Source organism: Nocardia rhizosphaerihabitans, assembly GCF_014646295.1.
Lineage (GTDB): Bacteria > Actinomycetota > Actinomycetes > Mycobacteriales > Mycobacteriaceae > Nocardia > Nocardia rhizosphaerihabitans.
The window spans coordinates 172,345-194,506 of sequence record NZ_BMNE01000006.1; the positions used below are offsets into that span (position 1 = coordinate 172,345).

General features: G+C 69.1%; 22 protein-coding genes. 16 read left to right on the forward strand and 6 right to left on the reverse strand.

Annotated elements, in window-relative coordinates:
- The first annotated feature begins 217 nt into the window (after positions 1–217).
- From IEY60_RS25095 to IEY60_RS25105, 3 genes are read left to right on the forward strand one after another with little or no spacing between them, the layout of a single operon-like run.
- Entirely contained in the window at positions 218–5,092 is a 4,875-nt protein-coding gene (locus tag IEY60_RS25095; protein ID WP_189032931.1) for an NAD-glutamate dehydrogenase, read from the forward strand.
- Between the two features lie 41 nt (positions 5,093–5,133).
- On the forward strand, positions 5,134–5,559 hold the full coding sequence (locus IEY60_RS25100) for an acyl-CoA thioesterase (protein ID WP_189033272.1): 426 nt from the start codon (positions 5,134–5,136) through the stop codon (positions 5,557–5,559).
- A gap of 5 nt (positions 5,560–5,564) precedes the next feature.
- The gene (locus tag IEY60_RS25105) at positions 5,565–6,236 is read left to right on the forward strand and encodes a DUF8185 domain-containing protein (RefSeq protein ID WP_189032933.1); all 672 of its coding nucleotides are present in this window, start codon (positions 5,565–5,567) and stop codon (positions 6,234–6,236) included.
- 231 nt (positions 6,237–6,467) lie between these two features.
- Here the strand turns inward: IEY60_RS25105 and IEY60_RS25110 are convergent, their stop codons facing one another.
- Positions 6,468–6,788 carry an AzlD domain-containing protein gene (locus IEY60_RS25110; protein WP_189033273.1) on the reverse strand — a complete coding sequence of 107 codons (321 nt, stop codon included), beginning with the start codon at positions 6,786–6,788 and terminating at the stop codon, positions 6,468–6,470.
- Positions 6,789–6,873: 85 nt separating this feature from the next.
- Entirely contained in the window at positions 6,874–7,572 is a 699-nt protein-coding gene (locus IEY60_RS25115; protein ID WP_189032935.1) for an AzlC family ABC transporter permease, read from the reverse strand.
- Positions 7,573–7,640: 68 nt separating this feature from the next.
- Here IEY60_RS25115 and IEY60_RS25120 point away from each other — a divergent pair, with 68 nt between their 5' ends.
- Positions 7,641–8,210 (forward strand): helix-turn-helix domain-containing protein, encoded by a 570-nt coding sequence (locus tag IEY60_RS25120; RefSeq protein ID WP_189032937.1) that lies wholly within the window; start codon positions 7,641–7,643, stop codon positions 8,208–8,210.
- On the opposite strand, the gene IEY60_RS25125 is transcribed toward IEY60_RS25120, so the two are convergent.
- Positions 8,211–8,924, reverse strand: coding sequence for an HNH endonuclease (locus IEY60_RS25125; protein ID WP_229740104.1), 714 nt, complete (start codon positions 8,922–8,924; stop codon positions 8,211–8,213).
- 185 nt (positions 8,925–9,109) lie between these two features.
- On the opposite strand from IEY60_RS25125, the gene IEY60_RS25130 reads away from it, so the two are divergent.
- The 9 genes from IEY60_RS25130 (at position 9,110) to IEY60_RS25170 (ending at position 16,816) form a co-directional block, all read left to right on the forward strand.
- Positions 9,110–9,523 carry a globin gene (locus IEY60_RS25130; RefSeq protein WP_189032939.1) on the forward strand — a complete coding sequence of 138 codons (414 nt, stop codon included), beginning with the start codon at positions 9,110–9,112 and terminating at the stop codon, positions 9,521–9,523.
- Positions 9,524–9,700: 177 nt separating this feature from the next.
- On the forward strand, positions 9,701–11,305 hold the full coding sequence (locus IEY60_RS25135; RefSeq protein ID WP_229740105.1) for a glycoside hydrolase family 13 protein: 1,605 nt from the start codon (positions 9,701–9,703) through the stop codon (positions 11,303–11,305).
- 72 nt (positions 11,306–11,377) lie between these two features.
- Positions 11,378–11,653 carry an aa3-type cytochrome oxidase subunit CtaJ gene (ctaJ, locus tag IEY60_RS25140; RefSeq protein ID WP_189032941.1) on the forward strand — a complete coding sequence of 92 codons (276 nt, stop codon included), beginning with the start codon at positions 11,378–11,380 and terminating at the stop codon, positions 11,651–11,653.
- The gene (locus IEY60_RS25145; RefSeq protein ID WP_229740106.1) at positions 11,640–12,104 is read left to right on the forward strand and encodes a DUF5130 domain-containing protein; all 465 of its coding nucleotides are present in this window, start codon (positions 11,640–11,642) and stop codon (positions 12,102–12,104) included. Before ctaJ ends, IEY60_RS25145 begins: the two co-directional genes overlap by 14 nt.
- 195 nt (positions 12,105–12,299) lie before the next feature.
- Positions 12,300–12,923: a pyridoxamine 5'-phosphate oxidase family protein gene (locus tag IEY60_RS25150; protein WP_189032943.1), complete on the forward strand. Its 624-nt coding sequence runs from the start codon at positions 12,300–12,302 to the stop codon at positions 12,921–12,923.
- An 81-nt stretch (positions 12,924–13,004) separates the two neighbouring features.
- Positions 13,005–14,150, forward strand: coding sequence for an MFS transporter (locus IEY60_RS25155; RefSeq protein ID WP_189032945.1), 1,146 nt, complete (start codon positions 13,005–13,007; stop codon positions 14,148–14,150).
- A gap of 20 nt (positions 14,151–14,170) precedes the next feature.
- The gene (locus IEY60_RS25160; protein WP_189032947.1) at positions 14,171–15,037 is read left to right on the forward strand and encodes an alpha/beta fold hydrolase; all 867 of its coding nucleotides are present in this window, start codon (positions 14,171–14,173) and stop codon (positions 15,035–15,037) included.
- Positions 15,038–15,145: 108 nt separating this feature from the next.
- A complete protein-coding gene (locus IEY60_RS25165) occupies positions 15,146–16,354 on the forward strand; it encodes an alpha/beta hydrolase family protein (protein ID WP_189032949.1) in 1,209 nt (402 codons plus the stop codon).
- A 63-nt stretch (positions 16,355–16,417) separates the two neighbouring features.
- Entirely contained in the window at positions 16,418–16,816 is a 399-nt protein-coding gene (locus tag IEY60_RS25170; protein ID WP_189032951.1) for a helix-turn-helix domain-containing protein, read from the forward strand.
- Between the two features lie 34 nt (positions 16,817–16,850).
- Here IEY60_RS25170 and IEY60_RS25175 read toward each other — a convergent pair whose 3' ends face one another.
- Positions 16,851–17,441 (reverse strand): TetR/AcrR family transcriptional regulator, encoded by a 591-nt coding sequence (locus IEY60_RS25175; RefSeq protein WP_229740153.1) that lies wholly within the window; start codon positions 17,439–17,441, stop codon positions 16,851–16,853.
- A gap of 68 nt (positions 17,442–17,509) precedes the next feature.
- Between IEY60_RS25175 and IEY60_RS25180 the strand changes: the two genes are divergently transcribed.
- From IEY60_RS25180 to IEY60_RS25190, 3 genes are read left to right on the forward strand one after another with little or no spacing between them, the layout of a single operon-like run.
- On the forward strand, positions 17,510–18,463 hold the full coding sequence (locus tag IEY60_RS25180) for a patatin-like phospholipase family protein (RefSeq protein ID WP_189032954.1): 954 nt from the start codon (positions 17,510–17,512) through the stop codon (positions 18,461–18,463).
- On the forward strand, positions 18,460–19,941 hold the full coding sequence (locus tag IEY60_RS25185) for a flavin-containing monooxygenase (protein ID WP_189032956.1): 1,482 nt from the start codon (positions 18,460–18,462) through the stop codon (positions 19,939–19,941). Before IEY60_RS25180 ends, IEY60_RS25185 begins: the two co-directional genes overlap by 4 nt.
- Positions 19,938–20,774 (forward strand): SDR family oxidoreductase, encoded by an 837-nt coding sequence (locus IEY60_RS25190; RefSeq protein ID WP_189032957.1) that lies wholly within the window; start codon positions 19,938–19,940, stop codon positions 20,772–20,774. The genes IEY60_RS25185 and IEY60_RS25190 overlap by 4 nt, the downstream gene beginning before the upstream one ends.
- Before the next feature lie 107 nt (positions 20,775–20,881).
- Here the strand turns inward: IEY60_RS25190 and IEY60_RS25195 are convergent, their stop codons facing one another.
- Positions 20,882–21,472 (reverse strand): ClpP family protease, encoded by a 591-nt coding sequence (locus IEY60_RS25195; RefSeq protein WP_189032958.1) that lies wholly within the window; start codon positions 21,470–21,472, stop codon positions 20,882–20,884.
- Positions 21,473–21,481: 9 nt separating this feature from the next.
- Positions 21,482–22,087 carry a ClpP family protease gene (locus IEY60_RS25200; RefSeq protein ID WP_189032959.1) on the reverse strand — a complete coding sequence of 202 codons (606 nt, stop codon included), beginning with the start codon at positions 22,085–22,087 and terminating at the stop codon, positions 21,482–21,484.
- Positions 22,088–22,162 lie beyond the last annotated feature (75 nt).

Here is a 22,162-nt window from a genome sequence, read left to right on the forward strand (position 1 = left end):
CGATCGGTGAACGATCGATCCTGCCGGGCCGTCGTCGTCGGTGCGCGAAAATACCGGTAGCTGGGTCGTATCCGGCGTTCACCGAAGGTTGGCCAAGTTACCGGCGCGGCAAGGCGAAAAACCTTCCGCGTGTCCAGCTACCCGCGGCTAGTCTCGAATTTGCGTCACCTGAATTGCGGAATCGAAGCGAACCGAATCCATGGGAGTGGGCGAAACGATGACGGTCTCGTCGGAAATGTCGAGCGCGGCGTGGGCCGCTGGACTGCCGCAAAGCTTGCGCGGTGAGCTCGCGACACTCGAGGGAGCGTATTTCCGACACGTCGACGCCGGTGACGCCGACTTCCCTGTCACCGGCATCAACCAGATCTTCCGGCGACATATGGAGCTGGCCGCCGAACGCCCCGCCGACACGGCGCTCGTGCGGGTCTACCATCCCGACGACGGGGCGAGCATGGGCGCGGCGGTGCAGGTGGTCACCGACGACATGCCGCTGCTGGTCAAGTCGATCACCGCGGCGCTGGCCCGGATGCAGGTCAGCGTCACCGAGGTCATCCACCCGATCTTCGAGGTCACCCGCGACGAGCACGGCGTGCTGGTCACCGCGGCACCGCACGAGGTCGACGGCAACGGCGCGACCGGCAAGCCGGAGTCGTGGATGCATCTGCAGCTGCATCCGTCGACCAGCCGGGCTCAGCTCGACCACATCGAGCGCATCCTGCCCGAGGTGATCGCCGACGTCCGCCAGGTTATCGACGACACCGAGGCGATGACCCAGGTGCAGAGCACGCTGGCCGACCAGCTCGACCGCACCGCGGCCGGCGGCTCGGCTCCGTTCCCCGCCGAAGACCTGGCCGAGTGCGCGCAGTTGCTGCGCTGGCTGGCCCACGGCAACTTCACGCTGCTCGGGTACGCGCGCTACCACAGTCGGACCGACCACGGCCACACCGTGCCGACGCCGGTGCCCGGCGTGAGTCTCGGGGTGCTGCGCGCCGATATCGGCACCGATTTCCAGGTGCCGATCAACGGCGGCGACCACCCGTTGCTGATGCTCACCCAGGGCCTGGTCCGAGCGACCGTGCACCGCTCGGTGTATCCGTACTTCGTCGGTGTCGCCGACGTGGACGACGACGGCACCGTGGCGGGCGTGCACCTGTTCATCGGCGTGTTCACCGTCAGCGCCCAGCACGAGAACGTGCTCGACATCCCGGTCATCAACACCCGGGTGCGCACCGCGATCGAGGCGGCGGGATTCGACAAGGACTCCTTCTCCGGGCAGGCGATGCTCGAGGTGATCGAGTCGTTCCCGCGCACCGAGCTGTTCTCCGCCGACACCGAGGCGATGCGCCGCACCGCCGTCGCCGTGCTCGGCGTCGGCCTGCGCAGGCAGGTGCGGTTGTTCCTGCGCAGCGACAACTACGGCCGTTTCGTCGCCTGCATGGTGTACCTGCCGCGCGATCGCTACACCACGGCGGTTCGCCTGCAGATGCAGGAGATCCTGGTGCGCGAGCTCGGCGGCGCCGATATCGACTACTCGGCGCGAGTGAGCGAAAGCGAGCTCGCCAGTGTGTATTTCACGGTGATGTTGCCTGGCGATGCGACCGCGGCGCCCGACACCTCCGAGGAAAACCGGCTGCGCCTGCAGGGCCTGCTGAACGCGGCCAGCCACACCTGGGACGACCGGATCGACGACGAGGTCGCCACCTCCACCGTGCTGGATCCCGCGGTGGTGAAACAGTATTCGGACGCGTTCCCGGAAAGCTACAAGGAGGACTTCGGTCCCGCCCGCGCGCTGGCCGACATCGGCAGGCTGGAACGGCTCACCGAGGGCGGCATCGGCCAGCATCTGTACCGCAGGCCGGAGGCCTCGCCGGGCTCGTGGCGGTTCAGCCTCTACATCGCCGGGGCCGCCGTCTCGCTGAGCCAGGTGCTGCCGGTGCTGCAGAGCCTGGGCGTCGAGGTGGTCGACGAGCGGCCCTACCAGCTGGAGATGGACGGCGGCGTCGAGCGCTGGATCTACGATTTCGGCCTGCAGGCCAGGCCCGAGCTGCTGCGCAACGCGCTCGGCGGCGATCTCGACGCCGAACTGCTCGAGCAGGCGAGCCACGAGCTGCATTCCCGGTTCACCGATGCGTTCGAGGCGGTCTGGTACGACCGGGCCGAGGCCGACGGACTCAACGAGCTCGTGCTGCGGGCCGGTCTGCCGTGGCGTTCGGTGGCGATCCTGCGCGCGTACGCGAAGTACCTGCAGCAGGCCGGTTTCCCGTACAGCCAGGTCAATATCGCGCGGGTGCTGCTGGCCCATCCCGAGGTCTCGCGCGCGTTCGTCGACCTGTTCGCGGCACGCTTCGATCCGGCCACCGTCTCGGCCGAGGCCGCCGCCGAGATCGAGACGAAGGTGCGGGCCGGGATCGACGAAGTGGTCAGCATGGACGCCGACCGCATCCTGCGTGCCATCCTCGGTCTGATCAAGGCGACCCTGCGCACCAACTACTACGTCGTCGACGCCGAGAGCAGCCCGCGCGAGTACCTCTCGTTCAAAGTGGAACCGGGCGAGATCGCCGAATTGCCCAAGCCGCGACCGCAATTCGAGATCTTCGTCTACTCGCCGCGCGTCGAGGGCGTGCACCTGCGCTTCGGTTCGGTGGCTCGCGGTGGCCTGCGCTGGTCGGACCGGCTCGAAGATTTCCGCACCGAGATCCTGGGCCTGGTGAAGGCGCAGGCGGTGAAGAACGCGGTGATCGTTCCGGTCGGCGCGAAGGGTGGCTTCGTGGTGAAGCGCCCGCCCGCCGCCACCGGCGACCCGGCCGCCGACCGGCAGGCGAGTGTCGCCGAGGGCATCGCCTGCTACCGCACCTTCATCTCCGGGCTGCTCGACGTCACCGACAATGTCGACCTGGCCACGGGCGCGGTGCTCCCGCCCGCCCGGGTGGTCCGCCGCGACGGCGACGACACCTACCTGGTGGTCGCCGCCGACAAGGGCACCGCCAGCTTCTCCGACATCGCCAACGACGTGGCCACCAGCTACGGCTTCTGGCTCGGCGACGCGTTCGCCTCCGGCGGTTCGGCCGGTTACGACCACAAGGCGATGGGCATCACCGCCAAGGGTGCCTGGGAGGCGGTCAAGCGCCACTTCCGCGAGATGGGCATCGACACCCAGAGCCAGGACTTCACGGTCGTCGGCGTCGGCGACATGAGCGGTGATGTCTTCGGCAACGGCATGCTGCTCTCGCGCCACATCCGGCTGGTCGCCGCGTTCGACCACCGGCACATCTTCCTCGACCCGAATCCCGACGCCACCACCTCCTACGCCGAGCGCGAGCGGCTGTTCAAGCTGCCGCGTTCCTCGTGGGCCGACTACGACCGCAGCCTGATCAGCGAGGGCGGTGGGGTGTTCGAGCGCACCGTGAAATCGGTGCCGATCTCGCCGCAGGCCAGGGCCGCGCTCGGCCTGCCGGACGCGGTGCAGGCACTCTCGCCGCCGGAACTGGTGCGCGCGATCCTGCTCGCGCCGGTGCAGTTGCTGTGGAACGGTGGGATCGGCACCTACGTCAAGGCCAGCACCGAATCCAATGCGGAGGTGGGCGACAAGTCCAACGACGCGGTGCGCGTCGACGGTAATCAGTTGCGGGTCAAGGTGATCGGCGAGGGCGGCAACCTCGGCGCCACCGCCCTGGGCCGGATCGAATTCTGCCGCTCGGGCGGCAAGATGAACACCGACGCGCTGGACAACTCGGCGGGTGTCGACTGCTCCGACCACGAGGTCAACATCAAGGTGCTGCTCGACGGCGTGGTGAGCGCGGGCGCGCTCGCACCCGCCGACCGCAACCCGCTGCTGGCCTCGATGACCGACGAGGTCGCGCGGATGGTGTTGCAGGACAACGTCGATCAGAACGTGCTGATCGGCATCGCGCGCACCGACGCGCCGCAGATGGTCAGCGTGCACGGCCGGGTCATCGACGATCTCGAACAGCGCCGCGGCCTGGACCGGGAACTCGAGGCGCTGCCGTCGGAGGTCGAGCTGAAGCGGCGCGGCGAGGAGGGCCGCGGACTCACCTCGCCCGAACTGGCGAACCTGCTCGCGCATGTGAAGCTCGGGCTCAAGGCCGATCTGCTCGAGACCGATCTGCCCGACAGCGTGTACTTCGCGCGACGGCTGCCGATGTACTTCCCGACGCCGCTACGCGAGCGGTTCGGCGCCGAGATCAAGAAGCACCGGCTGCGCCGCGAGATCGTCACGACGATGATCGTCAACGAGGTCGTCGACTATGCCGGCATCACCTACGCCCACCGGCTCAACGAGGAGGTCGGGGCCAGCACCTCCGACACCGTCCGCGCGTTCGCCGCGGCCTCGGAGATCTTCGAGCTGCGCGATGTGTGGGCGCGTGTCCGCAGCGCCGACGCCCCCGCGGGCGTGTGTGACCTGCTGGAACTGGAATCCAAGCGGACGCTCGACCGGGCCTCGCGCTGGCTGCTGAGCAACCGGCCGCAGCCGATCGCGGTCGGCGCGGAGATCAACCGGTACCACCGCCGGGTGCAGGAGCTGGCGCCGCAGGTGCCCGGCTGGCTGCGCGGACACCACATCACCACGCTCACCCAGGGCGCGGCCGAGTTGATCGCCCGTGGCGCGCCGACCGAGCTGGCGACCGAGGTGTTCGGCCTGCTCAGCCTGTTCCCACTGCTGGACGTGGTCGATATCGCCGATATCGCCGACCGCGACGGGTCCGAGGTGGGCGCGCTGTACTACGCGCTCAACGAGCACCTCAAGATCGACTGGCTGCTCGAGGCGGTCAGCCACCTCGAACGCGGTGATCGCTGGCACGCGCTGGCCCGGCTCGCCCTGCGCGACGACATGTACGGTTCGCTGCGCTCGCTCACCCTCGATGTGCTGTCCGCGGGTGACCCGGAGGAGACGGCCGACGAGAAAATTGCATACTGGGAGTCGAAGAACCAGTCCCGGCTCGGCCGTGCGCGCGCGGCGCTGTCGGAACTGTTCGAGTCCGGGACCCACGACCTCGCCACACTGTCGGTCGCCGCGCGACAGGTGCGGAGCATGGTGAGCGGGGTGGGCGCCCAATCGGAGGTACCACGGTGACGAACTCGCCGAACGGAAACGCGGCCGCGCCTGCGGCGGACCTGGTTCTGCCGCAGCGTTTTCACGCCAAGGTCGAGATCCGCTGGTCGGATATGGACGTGTTCCAGCACGTCAACCACGCGCGGATGGTGACCCTGCTGGAAGAGGCCAGGATTCCGTGGCTGTTCGACGACGACAAGCCGACGGCATCGATGGGCAGGCAGGGCTGCGTGCTGGTCGACCTGCACGTGAAGTACCGGGGCCAGCTGCGCCACGAGGACACCCCGCTCGACATCGCCATGTGGATCAAGCAGTTGCGGGCGGTCGATTTCACGATCGGCTACGAGGTGCGTGCCAGCGGCGCGGCGCCGGATTCGCCGCCCGCGGTCACCGCGACCACCCAGCTCGCCGCGTTCGACATCGAGACCCAGCGTTTGCGCAGGCTCAGCGACACCGAACGCGACTACCTCGCACTGTGGCGGGCCTGACGTCCGTGAGTTCCGAGCAGCGGGTGCTGCACGCACCCGACCCGGCCGAACGTGAGAACCTGGCCACCTTCCTCACCCGCGCGATCCGGCTCGACCCCGCCGCGGTCGTGCGGCTGCGGCGGCGCGGCTCCAGCCTCGTCTCCGCCTGGGTCGCAACAGGTTTCGAAACCCTCGCGGTACGCACGGTGACCGCCGAGCTCGGCGTCGACGATGTCACCGTCGGCGCCGACATGGTGCTGGACGGCCTGCGCACCGGTCATCCGATCGACCTCGGCTACTCGATGGACTCGGCCTGGCGCGGCGCGCTTCCGCCCGCCGAAGGCTTCACCCACGTCGACGACGTGCCTGCCCGCGCCCTGGTCGAACTGGCCGAGCGCGGCGCCGAGGTGGCCCGCGAACACGGTGGCGCCCACGGCCCGCCGGCATCGCTGCTGGACCAGTCGGTGCTCACGGTCACGGGCGAGGGAGACCTCGCGGTCGAAGTCCCGATGCGCGTGGTCTTCGCGCTGACCGCCATGGACTTCATCCCGCACGCGGGAGAGAAGACCGAGTCGCGCCGCATCCAGCCCACGGAGCTGGTCCGCGTCCGAGTCACCCGCACCTGGCTGCGCCTCGATGCCCGCTACGGTTCTGTCGCCCGCCGTCTGGGGGGCGGAATCCCGCTGTCGCCCAGCTGAAATCGCGTCACGGCCGCCATCGAACGCTGACGGGTGGCCGTGAGTGCTGGCGCGGCCTCGGTGCGCGTCCGGTCGGACGCTGACGGCAGATGAGATCGGCGGGCATCGTGTCGCAGCCGTGATCAGGTAGAGCTGAACGTGTCGGCAGGGATCTGCGCGCGCCGACCTGTCGCAGCAGCGCTGTTGTCACCTGAGCCGAGGTTCGGCCAGTGCCGTATGCGTGGCAGGGGGCTAGTGCACGCCGACCAGGCGCAGCAGCGCCGTAGTCGCCGCGGCCGCGAGCACGGTGACCAGCAGGGGAGCGCGACGCCACGCGAGGACCCCACCGACGGCGACGCCGGCGGGCAGGGCGACGCCGAGTTCACCGGACCCGGTTGGCAGGGTGGCGGTTGCCACCAGCGCCGCTAGCAGGATCAGCGCGCCGGTGTCGAGCAGGTGGATCGTCCTGGCCGACAGGCGAAGTCGATGCCGTAGTGCCGGTCCGGTCCAGCGCAGCGCGTAGGTGCCGACGGCGAGTGCCAGCATGGCGGGAAGCAGATAGGGCGCGTTCACGACACCCACTTGTCTGTGGTGGTCTGCGCGCTGGGGTCGGCTGTCCGTCCGGGCGAGTGACCCGCCGGATCGGACCGGACACCGGTCAGCACGGCTGTGCCACCGGCTCGGCCGACTTCTCCGGCGGCCGTAGCGCGAACACCAGACCCAGCAGCGCGATCAGCACCGGCAACCCGGCGGGCACGAACGGTGCCACGACCACGGCCAGCGCCGCGCCGACCAGCACAGGGCGCAGGGTGGCGCGATCGCGCAGCGCGGGCAGGATCAAGGCGAGCAGGATCACCGGGAACACCGCGTCCAGGCCGAGCGCCGAGGTTTCGGGGACGAGGGAGCCGAGCGCGGCGCCCAGCGTCGCGCCGAGCGGCCAGCACAGGGCGACGCCGATGCCGCAGGCCCAGTACGCGGCGCGTTTGCGCTCCTGATCACCGGGGGCGGTGGCGAAGGCCACCGATTCGTCGTTGAGTACGTGGATGCCGAGCACCCGCTTCCAGCCGCTGCCGAACACCTCGGGCGCCGACAGGCCATACGGCAGGTGCCTGGCATTGAGCAGCAGACCGGCGACTACGGCCGCGAGCGGGCTGCCGCCGGCGGCGACGATGCCGAAGAACAGCAGCTCCGAACCGCCGGCCAGCACCGTCACCGCCATCACGATCGGCATCCACACGGGGAATCCGGCCGCGATCGTCGAGGCGCCGTAGGACACACCGAACAGGCCGACGGCGAGGCAGGCCGCGGCCACGGCGGTGACGGTTCGCCGATCGAGTGTTCGCCATATCGAACGCATGTTTCTCATAATGAACGCGAGGGCTGGGTAAAGTCAACGCGGAAACCGCCAGCCCCCAGGAGGCGTCGATGGACCGGCAGGACCCGGTCACTGGACCACCCCAAGCGGTGATCGCAGCCGCACTGCGGCGCGAACGCGCGCGCGCAGGCTTGTCGCTGACCGAGGTCGCGAGCCGGGCCGGCGTCGCGAAATCCACACTGTCGCAACTGGAATCGGGCACCGGCAATCCCAGCCTGGAAACCCTGTGGGCGCTGTGCGTCGCCCTGGAGATGCCGTTCAGCAGGCTGCTCGACCCGCCCCGGCCGAATGTGCAGGTGATCCGCGCGGACGAGGGCGCGCCGGTCCCCTCGGCCGATGCCGACTACCGGGTGACGTTGCTCGCAGCGGGGCAGTCGCACACCCGCTGTGACGTCTATCGCATCGCGGCCGAACCCGGCCACACCCGCCGCTCGGACCCGCACACCCCCGGTGTCGTGGAACACGTCGTGCTCGCGGCGGGCCACGCCATGGTCGGCCCGGCGGACGAGCCCGTGGAGATGCGCCCGGGTGACTACATCCGCTACCTGGGCGATCTACCGCACATCTTCGAAGCCCTCGAACCGGGGACCTGGGCCACGATGGTCATCGAGAGCGCCTGATCAGGCGGCTCCTTCGCCCAGGTACTGCAACCAGATCGGATCCAGGTCGGCGGTGGTGGACAGCAGTCGCCAGTGCGGGCCCTTGGGGGAGACCAGCGGGTGGCGCAAGGTCCAGCCGAGCTCGGTGAGCATCTTGTCTGCTTTGCGGTGGTTGCAGGGGGCGCAGCTGGCGACGCAGTTCTCCCACGAGTGCTCGCCACCGCGACTGCGGGGGATCACGTGGTCGATGGTCTCGGCTTTGCCGCCGCAGTACCCGCAGCGGTAGCGGTCACGGTGCATGAGGGCGGCGCGGGTCATCGGGACGCGGGCGCGGTAGGGCACGCGCACATAGGTGCGCAGCCGGATGACGGAGGGAATCGCCACGGTGGCGCCTGCCGAATGCAGGACCGGGGCTTCGGGGTTGTCGTGGACCGCGTCCGCCTTGGCGCAGATCAGCAGCACGACGGCGCGACGCGCGGACAGCGCGGTGAGCGGTTCGTAGGTGGCGTTGAGGAGGAGGACCCGGCGTTTGCGCCAAGCGGCGGCGTCGTGGTCTCCGGCGAGATGCAATGGCGCGGGGTGATGCGGCAGGTCGTGATGACCGTGTGCGCCCGGATGGTGATCGGACAAGATATGCAGCGGAATAGCCCCCGAGCCACGATTGTGGACGTCGGCGGGCTGGAGTTGTCGGTGCGCGCGCGCCTCGTGTGACCGGGCGCCTGGTCGCTGCTTCATCTTGACCTCAATTTCATGATTGGCAGGATCATGTGGTATCTGGGGCCGATACTGCCCCCCAGTTGACCATGGTTCTGCCGGTATTGCACGGCTATTTTTCAAACTTTCGGGTGAACTGTGGTTGAAGGGCCATGCGTTCGTGACCGAGGCTGCCGCCGGGCCGCCCGCCAGGTCATCGGGGCACAATGGACCACGTGACTTCAGGTGAGCAGACAACGACCTCGTTCTACGAAGCGGTGGGTGGCGCCGAGACGTTCCGGCGCATCGTGTCCGTGTTCTATCGAGAGGTCGCTGCCGACGAGATCCTGCGCCCACTGTATCCGGAGGAGGATCTCGGCCCGGCCGAGCGTCGGATGCGCATGTTCCTGGAACAGTACTGGGGCGGCCCGCGTACCTACTCCGACGAGCGTGGGCACCCGCGGCTGCGGATGCGGCACAACCCGTTCGTCATCGGCCCGCTCGAGCGCGACGCGTGGCTGCGGTGCATGACGATCGCCGTCGGCGAGATCGAACCGTCGATCCTGGACGACGAGCATCGCAAGACGCTGATGGACTACTTCCAGATGGCGGCCGCGTCCCTGCAAAACGCGCCCGGCTGAGGGTACGGGTGCCGCGCGTTCGCTGATGACCGGCAGGTGGCGGCCCGGTTTCGGGTCTATGCCGAGGTTTACCCCGGTGTTTCGGCCCGGCGTGGCGAAACGCTGGTGATTTGCCGGATTCGAACAAAGTCTCGCGCCACAGGAATATTGCGGGCAATCTTTGGCAATATTGCGGATGTGACACAGACACCTGCCTCGCCGGTGCCGGGGGAAGACAGCACCGCTCCGTGGTGGACAACCGCCGTGTTCTATCAGGTCTATCCCCGTTCGTTCGCGGACTCCGACGGTGATGGTGTCGGCGATCTGGGCGGCGTACGCGAGAAGATCGGCTACCTGGAGCTACTGGGTGTCGACGCGCTGTGGATCTGTCCGGTGATGCGCTCGCCGCAGGCCGACGGCGGCTACGACGTGTCCGATCCGCGCGATATCGACCCGCTGTTCGGCGGGCTGGCCGCGCTGGACGAGCTGATCGCCGAGGCACACGACCGCGAGATCAAGGTGACGATGGACCTGGTGCCCAACCACACCAGCGTCGAGCACCCGTGGTTCACCGCGGCGGTGGATGCCGCGCCGGGCAGCCCGGAGCGGGCCCGCTACATCTTCCGCGACGGTCGCGGGAAGGACGGTGCCGAGCCGCCCAACAACTGGCCGAGCATCTTCGGCGGCCCGGCCTGGACCAGGGTCACCGACCGGGACGGCACGCCCGGTCAGTGGTACCTGCACATCTTCGCGCCGGAACAGCCCGACCTGAACTGGGACAACCCCGAGGTCGCCGCCGATTTCGAGAAAACGTTGCGGTTCTGGCTCGACCGGGGGGTCGACGGTTTCCGGATCGACGTCGCCCACGGCATGGCCAAGCCCGAAGGCCTGCCCGACATGGCCAGGGTCGAGACCAAGATGCTGGTGCACGACGACGACGATCCCCGCTTCAACAATCCCGGTGTGCACGCCATCCACCGCCGCATCCGCACGATCATCGACGAGTACCCGCACGCGGTGGCGATCGGCGAGGTGTGGGTCGACGACAACACCCGCTTCGGCGAATACGTGCGCCCGGACGAACTGCACCTGGCGTTCAATTTCCGCCTCGCCGAGACCCCCTTCACCGCCGAGGGTGTGCGCGAGGCGATCACGTTCTCCCTCGAGGCGGTGAGCGACGTCGGCGCTCCTCCGACCTGGACGCTGTCCAATCACGACATCGAGCGCGAGGTCACCCGCTACGGCGGCGGCAAGATCGGGGTCTCGCGGGCGCGGGCGATGATGATGGTCGAGCTGGCGCTGCCTGGCGCGGTGTTCGTCTACAACGGCGCCGAACTCGGTCTGCCCAATGTCGACGACCTGCCCGAGGACGCGCTGCAGGACCCGGTGTGGGAGCGGTCAGGGCACACCGAGCGCGGCCGTGACGGGTGCCGGGTGCCGATACCCTGGGAGGGCGCGAGCACACCGTTCGGGTTCACCGCAGCCGAGCAGGCGTGGCTGCCGATCCCCGCTGACTGGGCCGACCGCACGGTGGAAGCCCAGCTGGAGACCCTGCACTCGACGCTGTCGCTGTACCGGCTGGCGATCGATCTGCGCGGCACCAGGCCGGAATTCGCCGGCGACCGGATCGAGTGGTACGGCAGCCCGGACGGCTGTCTGGCCTTCCGCAGGCCGGGCGGGTTGGTCTGCGTGCTCAACGCGTCCGACGGGCCGATCCAGCTGCCGCCGGGGGAGGTGCTGCTGGCCAGCGCGCCCATCGTCGACGACCGGTTGCCCGCCAACGCGGCGGCCTGGCTGGTGTGATCACGCCGGACACGCGGGCGTTCGGGACAGCCGGAGGATGAACTACTACACAGCATCGTCTACCGTTGGACCGTGAGCATTCTCGAGACAGTGCTGATCTTCGTCGGCATCCCGGCCGCGATCTATTTCGCGATCGCGGGTTTGTCCTATCTCGGTAAGCCATTCCCCGGTGACAAGCCGGCCCACTTCGCGCTCGGGCAGAAGTGGACCCACTCGCCGGTGCTGTGGAGCGCTACCGACGAGGTGACCGCTGCGGGTCACCACACCGCCGAGTCGCATGGCAGCCATGCGGCTCTCGAAGCCGCGAACGCGGAGCTGATCGGAGGCCGGGCAAGTGGCAAGTTCTAAGTGGCCCGCGGTGGTCGAGGCCGACCTGCCGCACGGGTTCGCGCTGACCAGCAGCGGCCGGGTGTCGGGCGTGCACGAGTCGGGCACCGTCTTCGACGAGGTGCCGTTCACCGACCGTGAGCGCATCTCCCTGGACAACGCGCTCACCGAGGCGACCCGCGCGACCAAGGTCCGCTTCAACATCTACCTCGGCGATCTCGGCGCCGACCCGGCGGCCGGTGCCGACGCGCTGCTGCCGAACACCCCCGAGGCGGCCGAATCGGTGCTGATCGCCGTCTCCCCGAATCAGGGCGCGATCGAGGTCCGTTCCGGTGCGGACGTGGCCGAGCGTGCCAACGACCGCATCTGCCAGCTGGGCGTCACCGCCGCGCTGGCGTCGTTCCGTCAGGGCAACCTGATCGACGGCCTGATCTCCGCCGTCCGCGTGATGGCCGCGGCGATCGGCCGCTAGCTCCTTCTCTTCCGTTCGGCGCGTTCACCTTCCGAGGTGAACGCGCCGATCGTGTTTTCGCCCTTCGCCCTGAAGTTTTTTCCCGAACCGGGAATCAAACCGGCCGTCTCTAACCTTTTAACTGTTGATTAAAGGTTAGATCGATGGCATTATCACGAGGGGACGAGTCATGGGCAATCACGCGAAGGGGCAGTCGTGACCGGGCACTACGCGCAGGTCGCGTTCACTCCGCTGGTGCGCGAGCATCAGCGCGTCCACGGGAGTCTGCGCAGCTATGAGCGGATGGCGCGGGTGCCCGAGGTGGCCGATCGGATCGGGCCCGACGAGGCCTGGTTCATCGGCGAACGTGACAGCTTCTATCTGGCGACGGTCGGCGAGACCGGCTGGCCGTACATCCAGCATCGCGGTGGCGCACCGGGATTCCTGAAGGTGCTCGACGCGCACACGCTGGGGTTCGCCGACTTCCGCGGCAACAAGCAGTACATCAGTCGCGGCAATCTCGATCACGACGATCGCGTCTCGCTGTTCCTGATGGACTACGCCGCGCAGTCGCGGATGAAGATCTTCGGGCGGGCGCGGGTGGTCGAGGCCGCCGAGGATCCGGAACTCCTCGCCTCGCTCGTGGTCGACGGCTATCGCGCGCAGGTCGAGCGGGCGGTGTTGATCGAGGTCGAGGCGTTCGACTGGAACTGCCGCCAGCACATTCCGCCGCTGTACCCCCGGGCCGCCGTCGCCGAGGCGATGCAGGTCCTCCGTGACCGGATCGCCGAACTCGAGGGCGAGATCGCCCGGCTGCGAACCGATTCCGTGTACGACTGACTTCCGTGGCGGCGGAATGTCGCCGACTGCTGTTCAGGTGTGACCGTTAAAAGGCATTTAGAGAGTTAGGATGTGGCGGGCATGCGGCGTGAGCACCTTGCCTGGGCCGGACTGGCGGCGATGACCGTGTCGTTCGGCCTGAACTTCACCATGGGCGTGTTCTTCGCGCCGACCGCCGCGGCCTACGGCGTCTCGGCGACCGCGCTGGCCGTGGCCGCCGCACTCGGCACGATGGTCACCGGGCTGGCGCAGCAGGGGATCGGCAGGTTGCTCGACCTGCTCGGACCCAAGCTCGTGCTTGTCGGCGGGCTGACGCTGATCTCGGGCAGCTACCTGGTGCTGGCCGCGGTGACCGAGACGTGGCAGTTCGTCGCCGCCTACATGGTGCTCGGCGGACTCGGCTTCGCGTCCTCGTCCACGCTCACCGTGACCACCCTGCTCGGACGGGCGCACGGTACGCAGGCCGGGCCCGCCATGGCCAGGGCCGCGATCGGCATCAATCTGGGGCAGCTGATCACGCCGTGGGCGGCCACGGCGCTGTTCGATCCGGTCGGCGTGCGCGGCACCTTCGCGCTGCTCGGCGCGATCGGGCTGGCCGCCACCGCCGTGCTGTGGCTGCTGCTGCCCGACGACGAGCGGGCCGCGACGGTCCCTGGCCCGGGTGAGTCGCTGGCCGACCGGTGGAAAGTGCTGGTGTCCTTCGGGTTACACGCGGCGACCCTGTACGTCGTCGTGCTGATGTTGCCGAAGCACGCAGTGGAGCAGGGCTGGTCGGTGGCGGGTGCGGGCAGGCTGGTCGCCTTGGCCGCACTGACGGCCGGGGTCACCTCGGCGGGGCTGGTGCGGCTGCTGCGGCGGCACCCGCCGGAATCCCTGCTGCGGGTGCTGTATTCGGTGCGCCTGGCCGCGCTGCTGCCCGCGGTGTTCGTGCCGGGGCCGGAGGTGCTGGTCGTGGTGGCCGTGCTGTTCGGCGTCGCGTCGTTCCCGGTCATCCCGCTGACCATGGCGATCCTCTCGCGCGGTCTCGACCCCGCCCGGATGGGCCGCACGCTGGCGCCTGCCTGGGTCATCCATCAGCTCGCCGCCGCCACCGGCCTCGGCGTGGCCACCGTCGTGCACGCCCTCACCGACAGCTACCGCGGCTACTTAGCCCTCGGGCTTGTCCTCACCGTCGCCGCGGCCCTCCTGATCACCCCGGTCCGCCGTCGCGAACCGGTCACCGTATGAATAAGAAAGAGAGATCCATCATGAGCCAGACCCGCCACAACACCGTCCAGATCCAGGGCCAGACCGTCTTCTACCGGGAGGCGGGCGACCCGAACGCCCCGGCTGTCGTTCTGCTGCACGGCTTCCCGTCCAGCTCGGCCATGTTCCGCAATCTGATCCCGGCGCTGGCCGAGGACTACCACGTGATCGCGCCCGATCACATCGGCTTCGGCCAGTCGGCCATGCCGCAGGTCGACGAATTCGATTACAGCTTCGACAAACTCACCGAGATCACCCTGGAACTGCTCGACACCCTCGGCATCGACCGATTCGCGGTCTACATCCAGGACTACGGCGCGCCCATCGGCCTGCGCATCGCCTCGCGCAACCCCGAGCGGGTGAGCGCGATCATCACCCAGAGCGGCAACGCCTACCTCGAAGGCTTCACCCCGTTCTGGGAGGTGCTGTTCGCGCACGCGAACGACCGCGCCACCCATGAGCCCGAGGTGCGCAAGCTGCTCGAACTCGACGCAACGACATGGCAGTACACGCACGGTGTACCGGCGGACCGGCTCGCCCTCGTCAGCCCGGACACGTGGACCCTCGACCAGGCTTACCTGGACCGCCCCGGCAACAAGGAGATCCAGCTGCAGCTGTTCTTCGACTACAAGAACAATCTCGACGGATACCCCGAATTCCAGAAGTACTTCGCCGAGCACCGCCCGCCCACGCTGATCACCTGGGGCGAGCACGACGAGATCTTCGGCGCCGACGGTGCGCGCGCCTACCTGCGTGACCTGCCCGACGCCGAACTGCATCTGCTCGACGCGGGCCACTTCGCGCTGGAGACACACGGACCCGAGATCGCGGCGCTGATCCGCGACTTCCTCGGCCGGGTCCTGCGCTGAGTCCGGCGGCTGGGCGTCGTACGGCGCCCAGCCGTCCCGGCGGCGTCGAGTACCCTGGTCGGCGGTTTATCGGCCGGGTGTGCCGGCCGTCGGTGTAGCGGGGGGAACATGCAGACAGGTATCGCTCGGGTGATCACGGTGGCCGCGGTGGCCTGCCTGGCCTTGTCGGCCGGGGCCTGTGCCGAAGACACTCCGGGCGTGGCCGAGGTCGCGGGCGCACCACAGGCCCGCTTCTACTCGCCGCCCGCGGAATCGATTCCGGGACAGCACGGTTCGGTGATCAGGAGTCAACCGCTGACGGGGTCGCAGGCGGTGCCGGGCGCACGCAACTCGCTGGTGCTCTACCGATCGGTCGACGCGCAGGGCAAGACCGTCGCGGTGTCGGGCACGCTCGCCGTGCCGGAGGGGACGCCGCCCGCGGGCGGCTGGCCGTTGATCTCCTGGGCGCCGGGTACCAACGGCGTCGCCGATGCGTGCGCGCCCTCGCGCACCGAGGGATCCTCGCCGGGCAAGGACGAACAGGCGCGCTGGGTCGCCAAGGGTTACGCGGTGGCCAGGACCGACTACCAGGGCCTCGGCACGCCGGGCAACCACGGCTATCTGATCGGCGAGACCGAACAGCGGGCGGTGAGCGATTTCGCCACGGCCGCACGCGAAGTCGACAAGTCGGTGGGTGCGCGCTGGGTGGCGATGGGGCATTCGCAGGGTGGTCACGCCGCGCTGTTCGCCGCGGGCGCGGCCGCCGCGTGGGCGCCGGGTTCGGAATTGCTCGGCGCCGTCGCGCTGGCTCCCGCGTCGCATCTGGGGGAGCAGGTGCGGATGGCGAAGTGGGCGGTGTCGAACCCGCTCGGCACGCTCGGCACCGGTGACATCGCGCTCTACGTGCCGCTGCTCGTGCGCGGCGCTCAGACCGTCACCGATGTCGATCCGGCCCGGTTCCTCACCGACCGCGCGGTGTCGATGCTGCCGATCGCGGACTCTGAATGCACTGCGACGCTGCGGGATCGCGGCAAGTGGGGTGGGCTGTCCGCCAAGGACGTGTTCACCAAGGACGGCGACCTGTCCGGACTGCTGCGGGTACTCGACGACAACGATCCCAGCGGGTTGCGGTTCACCGCGCCGGTGCTGGTCCTGCAGGGCCGCTCCGACATGACCGTCCCGCTGAAGTCGACCGACGCGATGGTCGCCGAGCAGCAACTGCACGGCCAGTCCGTCGACTACCGCAAGTACGACGACGTCGACCACAGCGGCATCGTCGCGGCCTCGTTCGCCGACGCGCTCGGCTGGGTGGACACCCGCTTCGGCATCACCCGCTGAGCCGGGTTACGCCGAGAGCAGAAGAACCGGGTGTGTCGGCGCCGGTATCCCTACGCTCGGAGTATGGGCGAACACAACGGGTTGCGGGTGATTCCGGGCGGACGCGGCGAAGGGCGTCCCGAACCGCTGTGGCGTGAGGCCCTCGGTGATCGCCTGCGCGCCCTGCGGCTGGCGCAGCGCTCCACCCTCGTCGACACCGCGGGCCGCGCGGGGATCTCCCCGCAGTACCTGTCCGAGGTCGAACGCGGCCGTAAGGAGCCGTCGAGCGAGATGATCGCGGCCCTCGCGGGTGCTCTCGGCACCTCGCTGAGCGACCTCGTTGCCCAGGTGGCCGAGTCCATGCGCCGTCCCGCCGCGGCCCGCGCGGTCGTCATCGGTGGCGATCGACGCATCGGCGCTGCGATCCAGCCCGCCCCGGTGCAGAACTTCGTCGCCCCGAACGCCGTTCTCCTGGCGGCTTGACCCCCGACCGCCGGGCAACCCCGATCCTGCCGAATCAGGCCGTCCGCACGGACTCGAGCAGGCTGCGCAGCTGATCGACGAGCGCGCTGACCGGCATCTCCGGATCGATCGCGCGCTGCACGCCGAGGCCGATACCGAGCGAGAGTAGTTGCAGCGCGGCGTCTTCGGCCGAGATCGGCAGGTCGAAGCCCATCTCGTCGGCCTGCACCTGGATCAGGGAAGCCAGCACCGTGGTCATCGAGCGGCGGCGGGCTGCCAGTTCGGTGCGGACCTCGGGCATGTGCCTGGTGCTGGTCGCGAACTCGACCTCGAGTGCCGTCCAGCCGACGTCGCCGATGTTCTGGTCGGCCCAGCGGGCGAAGCCTTCGATCCGCTGCGCCATGGTGTCGTGCGGCAGCACCGCGTCGGCGAGGGACTGGGCCCGCTCCACGTGCACGACATCGATCACGGCCAGGCCGAGTTCGTGCTTGGTGGCGAAGTTGGAGTAGACGGCGCCTTTGGAGAAGCCGGCCTCGGCGGCCACCTTCTCCAGCGAGGTCACGTTGTAGCCGTCGGCGAGGAACAGGCGCTTGGCTGTCTCGACCAAACGCTCGCGGGTGAGTGCGTGCGACTCCTTGCGCGTCATCCTGGCCACGGCAGAAGTGTAGCAAAACGGGGTACCGCTGGAACTCGAATACCGTTAGTATCCGAGTTATGACTACACGACGTGGCCTCGCCATCGGGTGCGGCGGCATCCTCGGCTTCGCCTGGACAGCTGTCGCCCTCGACGCCGTCGAACGCGCTCTCGACTGGGATGTCCGCACCGCCGATGTGCTGATCGGCACCTCGGCGGGTGCGGAGATCGTCGCCGCGCTCGGCTCCGGGCGTACCCCGGCCGACCTCCTCGCCGCCCTGGACGGCGCGCCCGACGCCGACCCGGTCCTCGCTCAGCACGTGGCCGTCGACCCTGGTGCGATGCCACCGCCGCCCGCGCTCGGGCTGCCCGGTCTCGGGCTCGTCGGGGCCGGTGTGCGCAGCGGTTCGGTCTACACCGCGCTGGCCGGGCTCCTGCCGAAGGGCCGCGGCGATGCCAACTGGCTGCGCGCGTTCGGCCGGGCGCTGGCCCCGCGCGGCGGGTGGGTCGACCATCCGGCGACCTGGCTGGTCGCCGCCGACCCCAGCTCCGGCGAGCGGGTCGCCTTCGGTTCGAAGAACGCGCCGCATGTCGATCTCGGCGCGGCGATCGCCGCGTCGTGGGCGATCCCCGGCTGGTTCCCGCCGGTGTCGATCGACGGACGCAACTTCGTCGACGGCGGTGCGGTGTCCTCGGTGTCGGCCGATCTGCTGGCCCCGCTGTACCTCGACGAGGTGGTGGTCGTCGCGCCGATGACCTCGGCGGGCGGCGCACCGGCCACCGGCCTGAGCCGCGTCGAACGTCTGCTGCGCGCGCAGATGACCCGAGGGCTCGACCGCGAAGTGGCGCTGCTGCGCGCCGCCGGTACCCGGGTGATCCGGGTCGAGCCCGGCCCCGCCGAACTCGCGGTGATGGGCCCCAACTTCATGGATTCGGCCCGGCGGCAGGCCACCATGGCCGCCGCCCGCCGCATCGTCCCCGCCCGGGTCGCCGACGCGGTCCAGGTGTCTGTCGTCGAAGGAGAAAACGTATGAGCAGCCACCACGAAGTGGTCGTGATCGGTGCGGGCATCTCGGGCATCTGCGCCGCGATCAAGCTCGCCGAGGCCGGTGTCGAGGATGTGCTGATCGTCGAGAAGGCCGAGACCTTCGGCGGTACCTGGCGCGCCAACACCTACCCCGGCTGTGCCTGCGACGTGCCATCGGGCCTGTACTCGTTCTCGTTCGCCCCCAACAGCGAGTGGTCGCGGCTGTTCGCGACCCAGCCCGAGATCCTCGCCTATGTCGACCGCGTTGCGCGCGAGCACGGTCTCGCCGACCGCACGCGTTTCGGTGTGCAGGTGCTCAGGGCGCGCTGGGACGAGTCCGCGCGGCTGTGGCGGCTCGACACCGGCGACGGCGAGCTGACCGCCCGCTTCGTCGTCTCGGCCGCCGGTCCGTGGAACGAGCCGCGCGTGCCCGAGATCCCTGGCCTGGCCGAGTTCCCCGGCGAGGTGTTCCATTCCGCGCGCTGGAATCACGATTACGACCTGCGCGGCAAGCGCGTCGCCGTGGTGGGGACCGGGGCGTCGGCGGTGCAGTTCGTGCCGGAGATCCAGAAGGAGGTCGTCGCGCTGCACCTGTTCCAGCGGACCGCCCAGTGGGTGCTGCCCAAGCTCGACCACCCGGTGCCCCGCATAGAGAAGCGGGTCATGCGCCGGGTGCCCTTCGCGCACAAGGCATTACGCTCGGTGGAGTACACGCTGATGGAAGGGCTCGGCGTCGCGTTCCGTAATCCGCGTCCGCTGATGCAGACGGTGCAGTCGGTGGGCTCGGCGTATCTGCGTGCGGTGGTGCGCGATCCGCAGCTGCGGGCCAAGCTTACCCCCGACTATCTGCTCGGCTGCAAGCGAATCCTGTTCTCCAACAGCTACCTCCAGTCGCTGACCAAGGACAACGTCGACGTGCACGCCACCGCCGTCGCCGAGTTCCGCGGCAACACCGTGATCGGCGCCGACGGCAGTACCGCCGAGGTCGACGCCGTCATCCTCGGCACCGGCTTCCACATCCTCGACACCCCGCTGGCCGACATCGTGCGCGGCGCCGACGGGCGGACCATGGCCGAGCACTGGCAGGGCTCGCCCGAGGCCTACCTCGGCACCGTCACCACCGGTTTCCCCAATGCGTTCACCGTGCTCGGCCCCAGTCTCGGCACCGGCCACTCCTCGGCCTTCGCCATTCTCGAGGCCCAGGTCGACTTCCTGGTCTCGGCGATCGCGAGCGCGCGGCGGCGGGGTTGGGCGATCCTGGATGTGCGGCCGGAGGTCCAGGCCCGCTATGTCGACCAGGTGCAATCCGCGCTGGCCGGCACCGTCTACAACGCGGGCGGCTGCCAGAGCTACTACCTGGATGCCAACGGCCGCAACAGTTTCAGCTGGCCCTGGTCCACCGGTGAGCTGACCCGCCGGGTCAGCGCCTTCGACCCCGACGACTTCACCATCACCACCGACGACGAGATGGCGGTACCGGCATGAGTTACCCACGAATCGACCTCGACGGCGCGCTGGTCGCGGTCACCGGCGCCGCACGCGGCATCGGCCTCGCCACCGCCGCGGCCTTCGCGGCCAAGGGCGCCTACGTCGCGCTCGGTGATCTCGACGAGGCGCTGGCGGTGCAGGCCGCCGACGAGATCGGCATCCGGGCCATGGGGCATGTCCTCGACGTCACCGACAAGGACTCGTACGCGGCGTTTCTCGCCGCGGCCGCGAAGTGGCGTGGCGCACCGCTGGACGTGCTGGTGAACAACGCGGGCGTGATGCCCAACGGCGCGTTCCTCGACCAGTCCGATCGGATCGACCAGCTCACCATGGACGTCAACGTCTACGGCGTCATCCACGGCATGCGCCTCGCCCTGCCCGGCATGGTCGAGCGCGGGTACGGCCATGTCGTGAACGTGGCCTCGCTGGCGGGCAAGTTCCCGATCAAGGGCCTGGCCGTCTACAACGCCAGCAAGTTCGCGGTGGTCGGGCTGACGGCGGCAACCCGGCTGGAGATGGACGCGACCGGGGTCAGCGTGAGCGCGGTGCTCCCGTCGGCGGTGCGCACCGAACTGAGCTCCGGCATCGACTACGGCATCCTGCCCGCCGTCGATCCCGAGGACATCGCCGACGCCGTGGTCCGCACGGTCAAGACCAGGGCCGCCGAGACCGCGGTGCCGTCGTATGTCGGGTTGGCGGCCAATGCGTCCGGGCTGGTGCCGGAAGCGGTCATGCGGGTCTTCCGCAAGGCCGCCAACGACGACGCCGCGATCACCCGGGTCGACGACGAAGTGCGCCGCGCCTACCTGGACCGCATCGAAAAGCAGTGACGCACAGCTGAATCGCCGTTGCCGCACAGCAGCGACGCCATGAGCAGTAGCGGCCTGTCACGACCACGACAGGCCGCTCCCGCCGTGAGTGGGTGCGGCCATGCCATTCACTCCCGTTCGTGCAGCACCTGGTCGACCAGGCCGTATTCGAGCGCGGTGTCGGCGGTGAACACCCGGTCCCGATCGGTGTCGCGGCGCAGGGTCTCCGGTGTCTGACCGGTGTGCTTGGACAGGATCGCCTCGATCGCCGCACGCATCCGGACGATCTCGTCGGCCTGCAGGATCAGGTCCGGGATGGTGCCCTGGCCGCGAGTCGCGGGCTGATGCAACACGATTCGGGTGTGCGGGAGCATCGAACGATGACCCGCCGCGCCGCCGGCCAGCAGGACCGCGCCGACCGCGATGGCCTGGCCGACGCAGGTGGTGTGCACGGGCGCCTTGATGAAACTCATGGTGTCGTAGACGGCCAGCATCGCCGACAGATCGCCGCCCTCGCAGTTGATGTACAGGCTGATCGGCTGGCCGGGGCTGTCGGATTCCAAGTGCAGCAGCTGGGCGATGAGCGCGTTGGCGACACCGGAATCGATGGGCGTGCCGAGGTAGACGATGCGCTCGCTGAGCAGATGCGAGTAGATGTCGGTGATCCGCTCACCACCGCGATGCTGGGACACGACATTAGGGATGGTGTAACTGGTCACGATGACTCCTTATGCCGTGATGCCGATGCGGTGGCGGTTGGGGACGACCTGGTCGAACGATTCGACGATGTGGTCGATGAACCCGTATTCGAGTGCCTGGGTCGCGGTGAACCAGCGGTCGTGCAGGGAGTCCTCGTAGACACGGTCGAAGGGTTGGCCGGTGTCGGCGGCGATCAGGCCGAGGACGGTGTCGACGGTGTAGCGAAGATCGTCGGCCTGCACCTCGACCTCCACCGCGCTGCCACCGATACCCGCCGAGCCCTGATGCATCAGGATGCGGGCGTGAGGCAGGGCGAAACGGCGGCCCGGCGTGCCCGAGGACAGCAGGAACTGCCCTGCGCTGCATGCCAATCCGAGCGCGAGCGTGGACACCTCGCACGGAACCAGCCGCATGACGTCGCGAATCGCGAGCATCGACGGCACCGAGCCACCGGGAGAGTGGATCCACAGCGAGATCGGCGCCTCGGGGGATTGTGCCGCCAGAGTCAGCAGCTGCGTGATGAGCAGCGTGCCGTTGTCGTCGTCGAGCGGACCGTCGAGCACGAGAATGCGGCGGCCGAACAGTTGTTCGCGGGCCCGCCAGCTGAACATCGGAGTCTTGTCGTCGTGTGCCATGCGTCCACGGTGCCTCGCGCGCACCGTGATTCGCCGCTGCTGCTGCCCCCAGCAGATCTGCTCACAGCAGCGAGC

Excerpts from the sequence above, each read along its gene's own strand:
- IEY60_RS25095 (WP_189032931.1), top strand. The coding sequence starts at position 218 with ATGACGGTCTCGTCGGAAATGTCGAGCGCGGCGTGGGCCGCTGGACTG.
- IEY60_RS25115 (WP_189032935.1), bottom strand. The coding sequence starts at position 7,572 with ATGCGTTCGATATGGCGAACACTCGATCGGCGAACCGTCACCGCCGTG.
- IEY60_RS25120 (WP_189032937.1), top strand. The coding sequence starts at position 7,641 with ATGGACCGGCAGGACCCGGTCACTGGACCACCCCAAGCGGTGATCGCA.
- IEY60_RS25125 (WP_229740104.1), bottom strand. The coding sequence starts at position 8,924 with ATGAAGCAGCGACCAGGCGCCCGGTCACACGAGGCGCGCGCGCACCGA.
- IEY60_RS25130 (WP_189032939.1), top strand. The coding sequence starts at position 9,110 with ATGGACCACGTGACTTCAGGTGAGCAGACAACGACCTCGTTCTACGAA.
- IEY60_RS25155 (WP_189032945.1), top strand. The coding sequence starts at position 13,005 with ATGCGGCGTGAGCACCTTGCCTGGGCCGGACTGGCGGCGATGACCGTG.
- IEY60_RS25160 (WP_189032947.1), top strand. The coding sequence starts at position 14,171 with ATGAGCCAGACCCGCCACAACACCGTCCAGATCCAGGGCCAGACCGTC.
- IEY60_RS25165 (WP_189032949.1), top strand. The coding sequence starts at position 15,146 with ATGCAGACAGGTATCGCTCGGGTGATCACGGTGGCCGCGGTGGCCTGC.
- IEY60_RS25170 (WP_189032951.1), top strand. The coding sequence starts at position 16,418 with ATGGGCGAACACAACGGGTTGCGGGTGATTCCGGGCGGACGCGGCGAA.
- IEY60_RS25175 (WP_229740153.1), bottom strand. The coding sequence starts at position 17,441 with ATGACGCGCAAGGAGTCGCACGCACTCACCCGCGAGCGTTTGGTCGAG.
- IEY60_RS25180 (WP_189032954.1), top strand. The coding sequence starts at position 17,510 with ATGACTACACGACGTGGCCTCGCCATCGGGTGCGGCGGCATCCTCGGC.
- IEY60_RS25185 (WP_189032956.1), top strand. The coding sequence starts at position 18,460 with ATGAGCAGCCACCACGAAGTGGTCGTGATCGGTGCGGGCATCTCGGGC.
- IEY60_RS25190 (WP_189032957.1), top strand. The coding sequence starts at position 19,938 with ATGAGTTACCCACGAATCGACCTCGACGGCGCGCTGGTCGCGGTCACC.
- IEY60_RS25200 (WP_189032959.1), bottom strand. The coding sequence starts at position 22,087 with ATGGCACACGACGACAAGACTCCGATGTTCAGCTGGCGGGCCCGCGAA.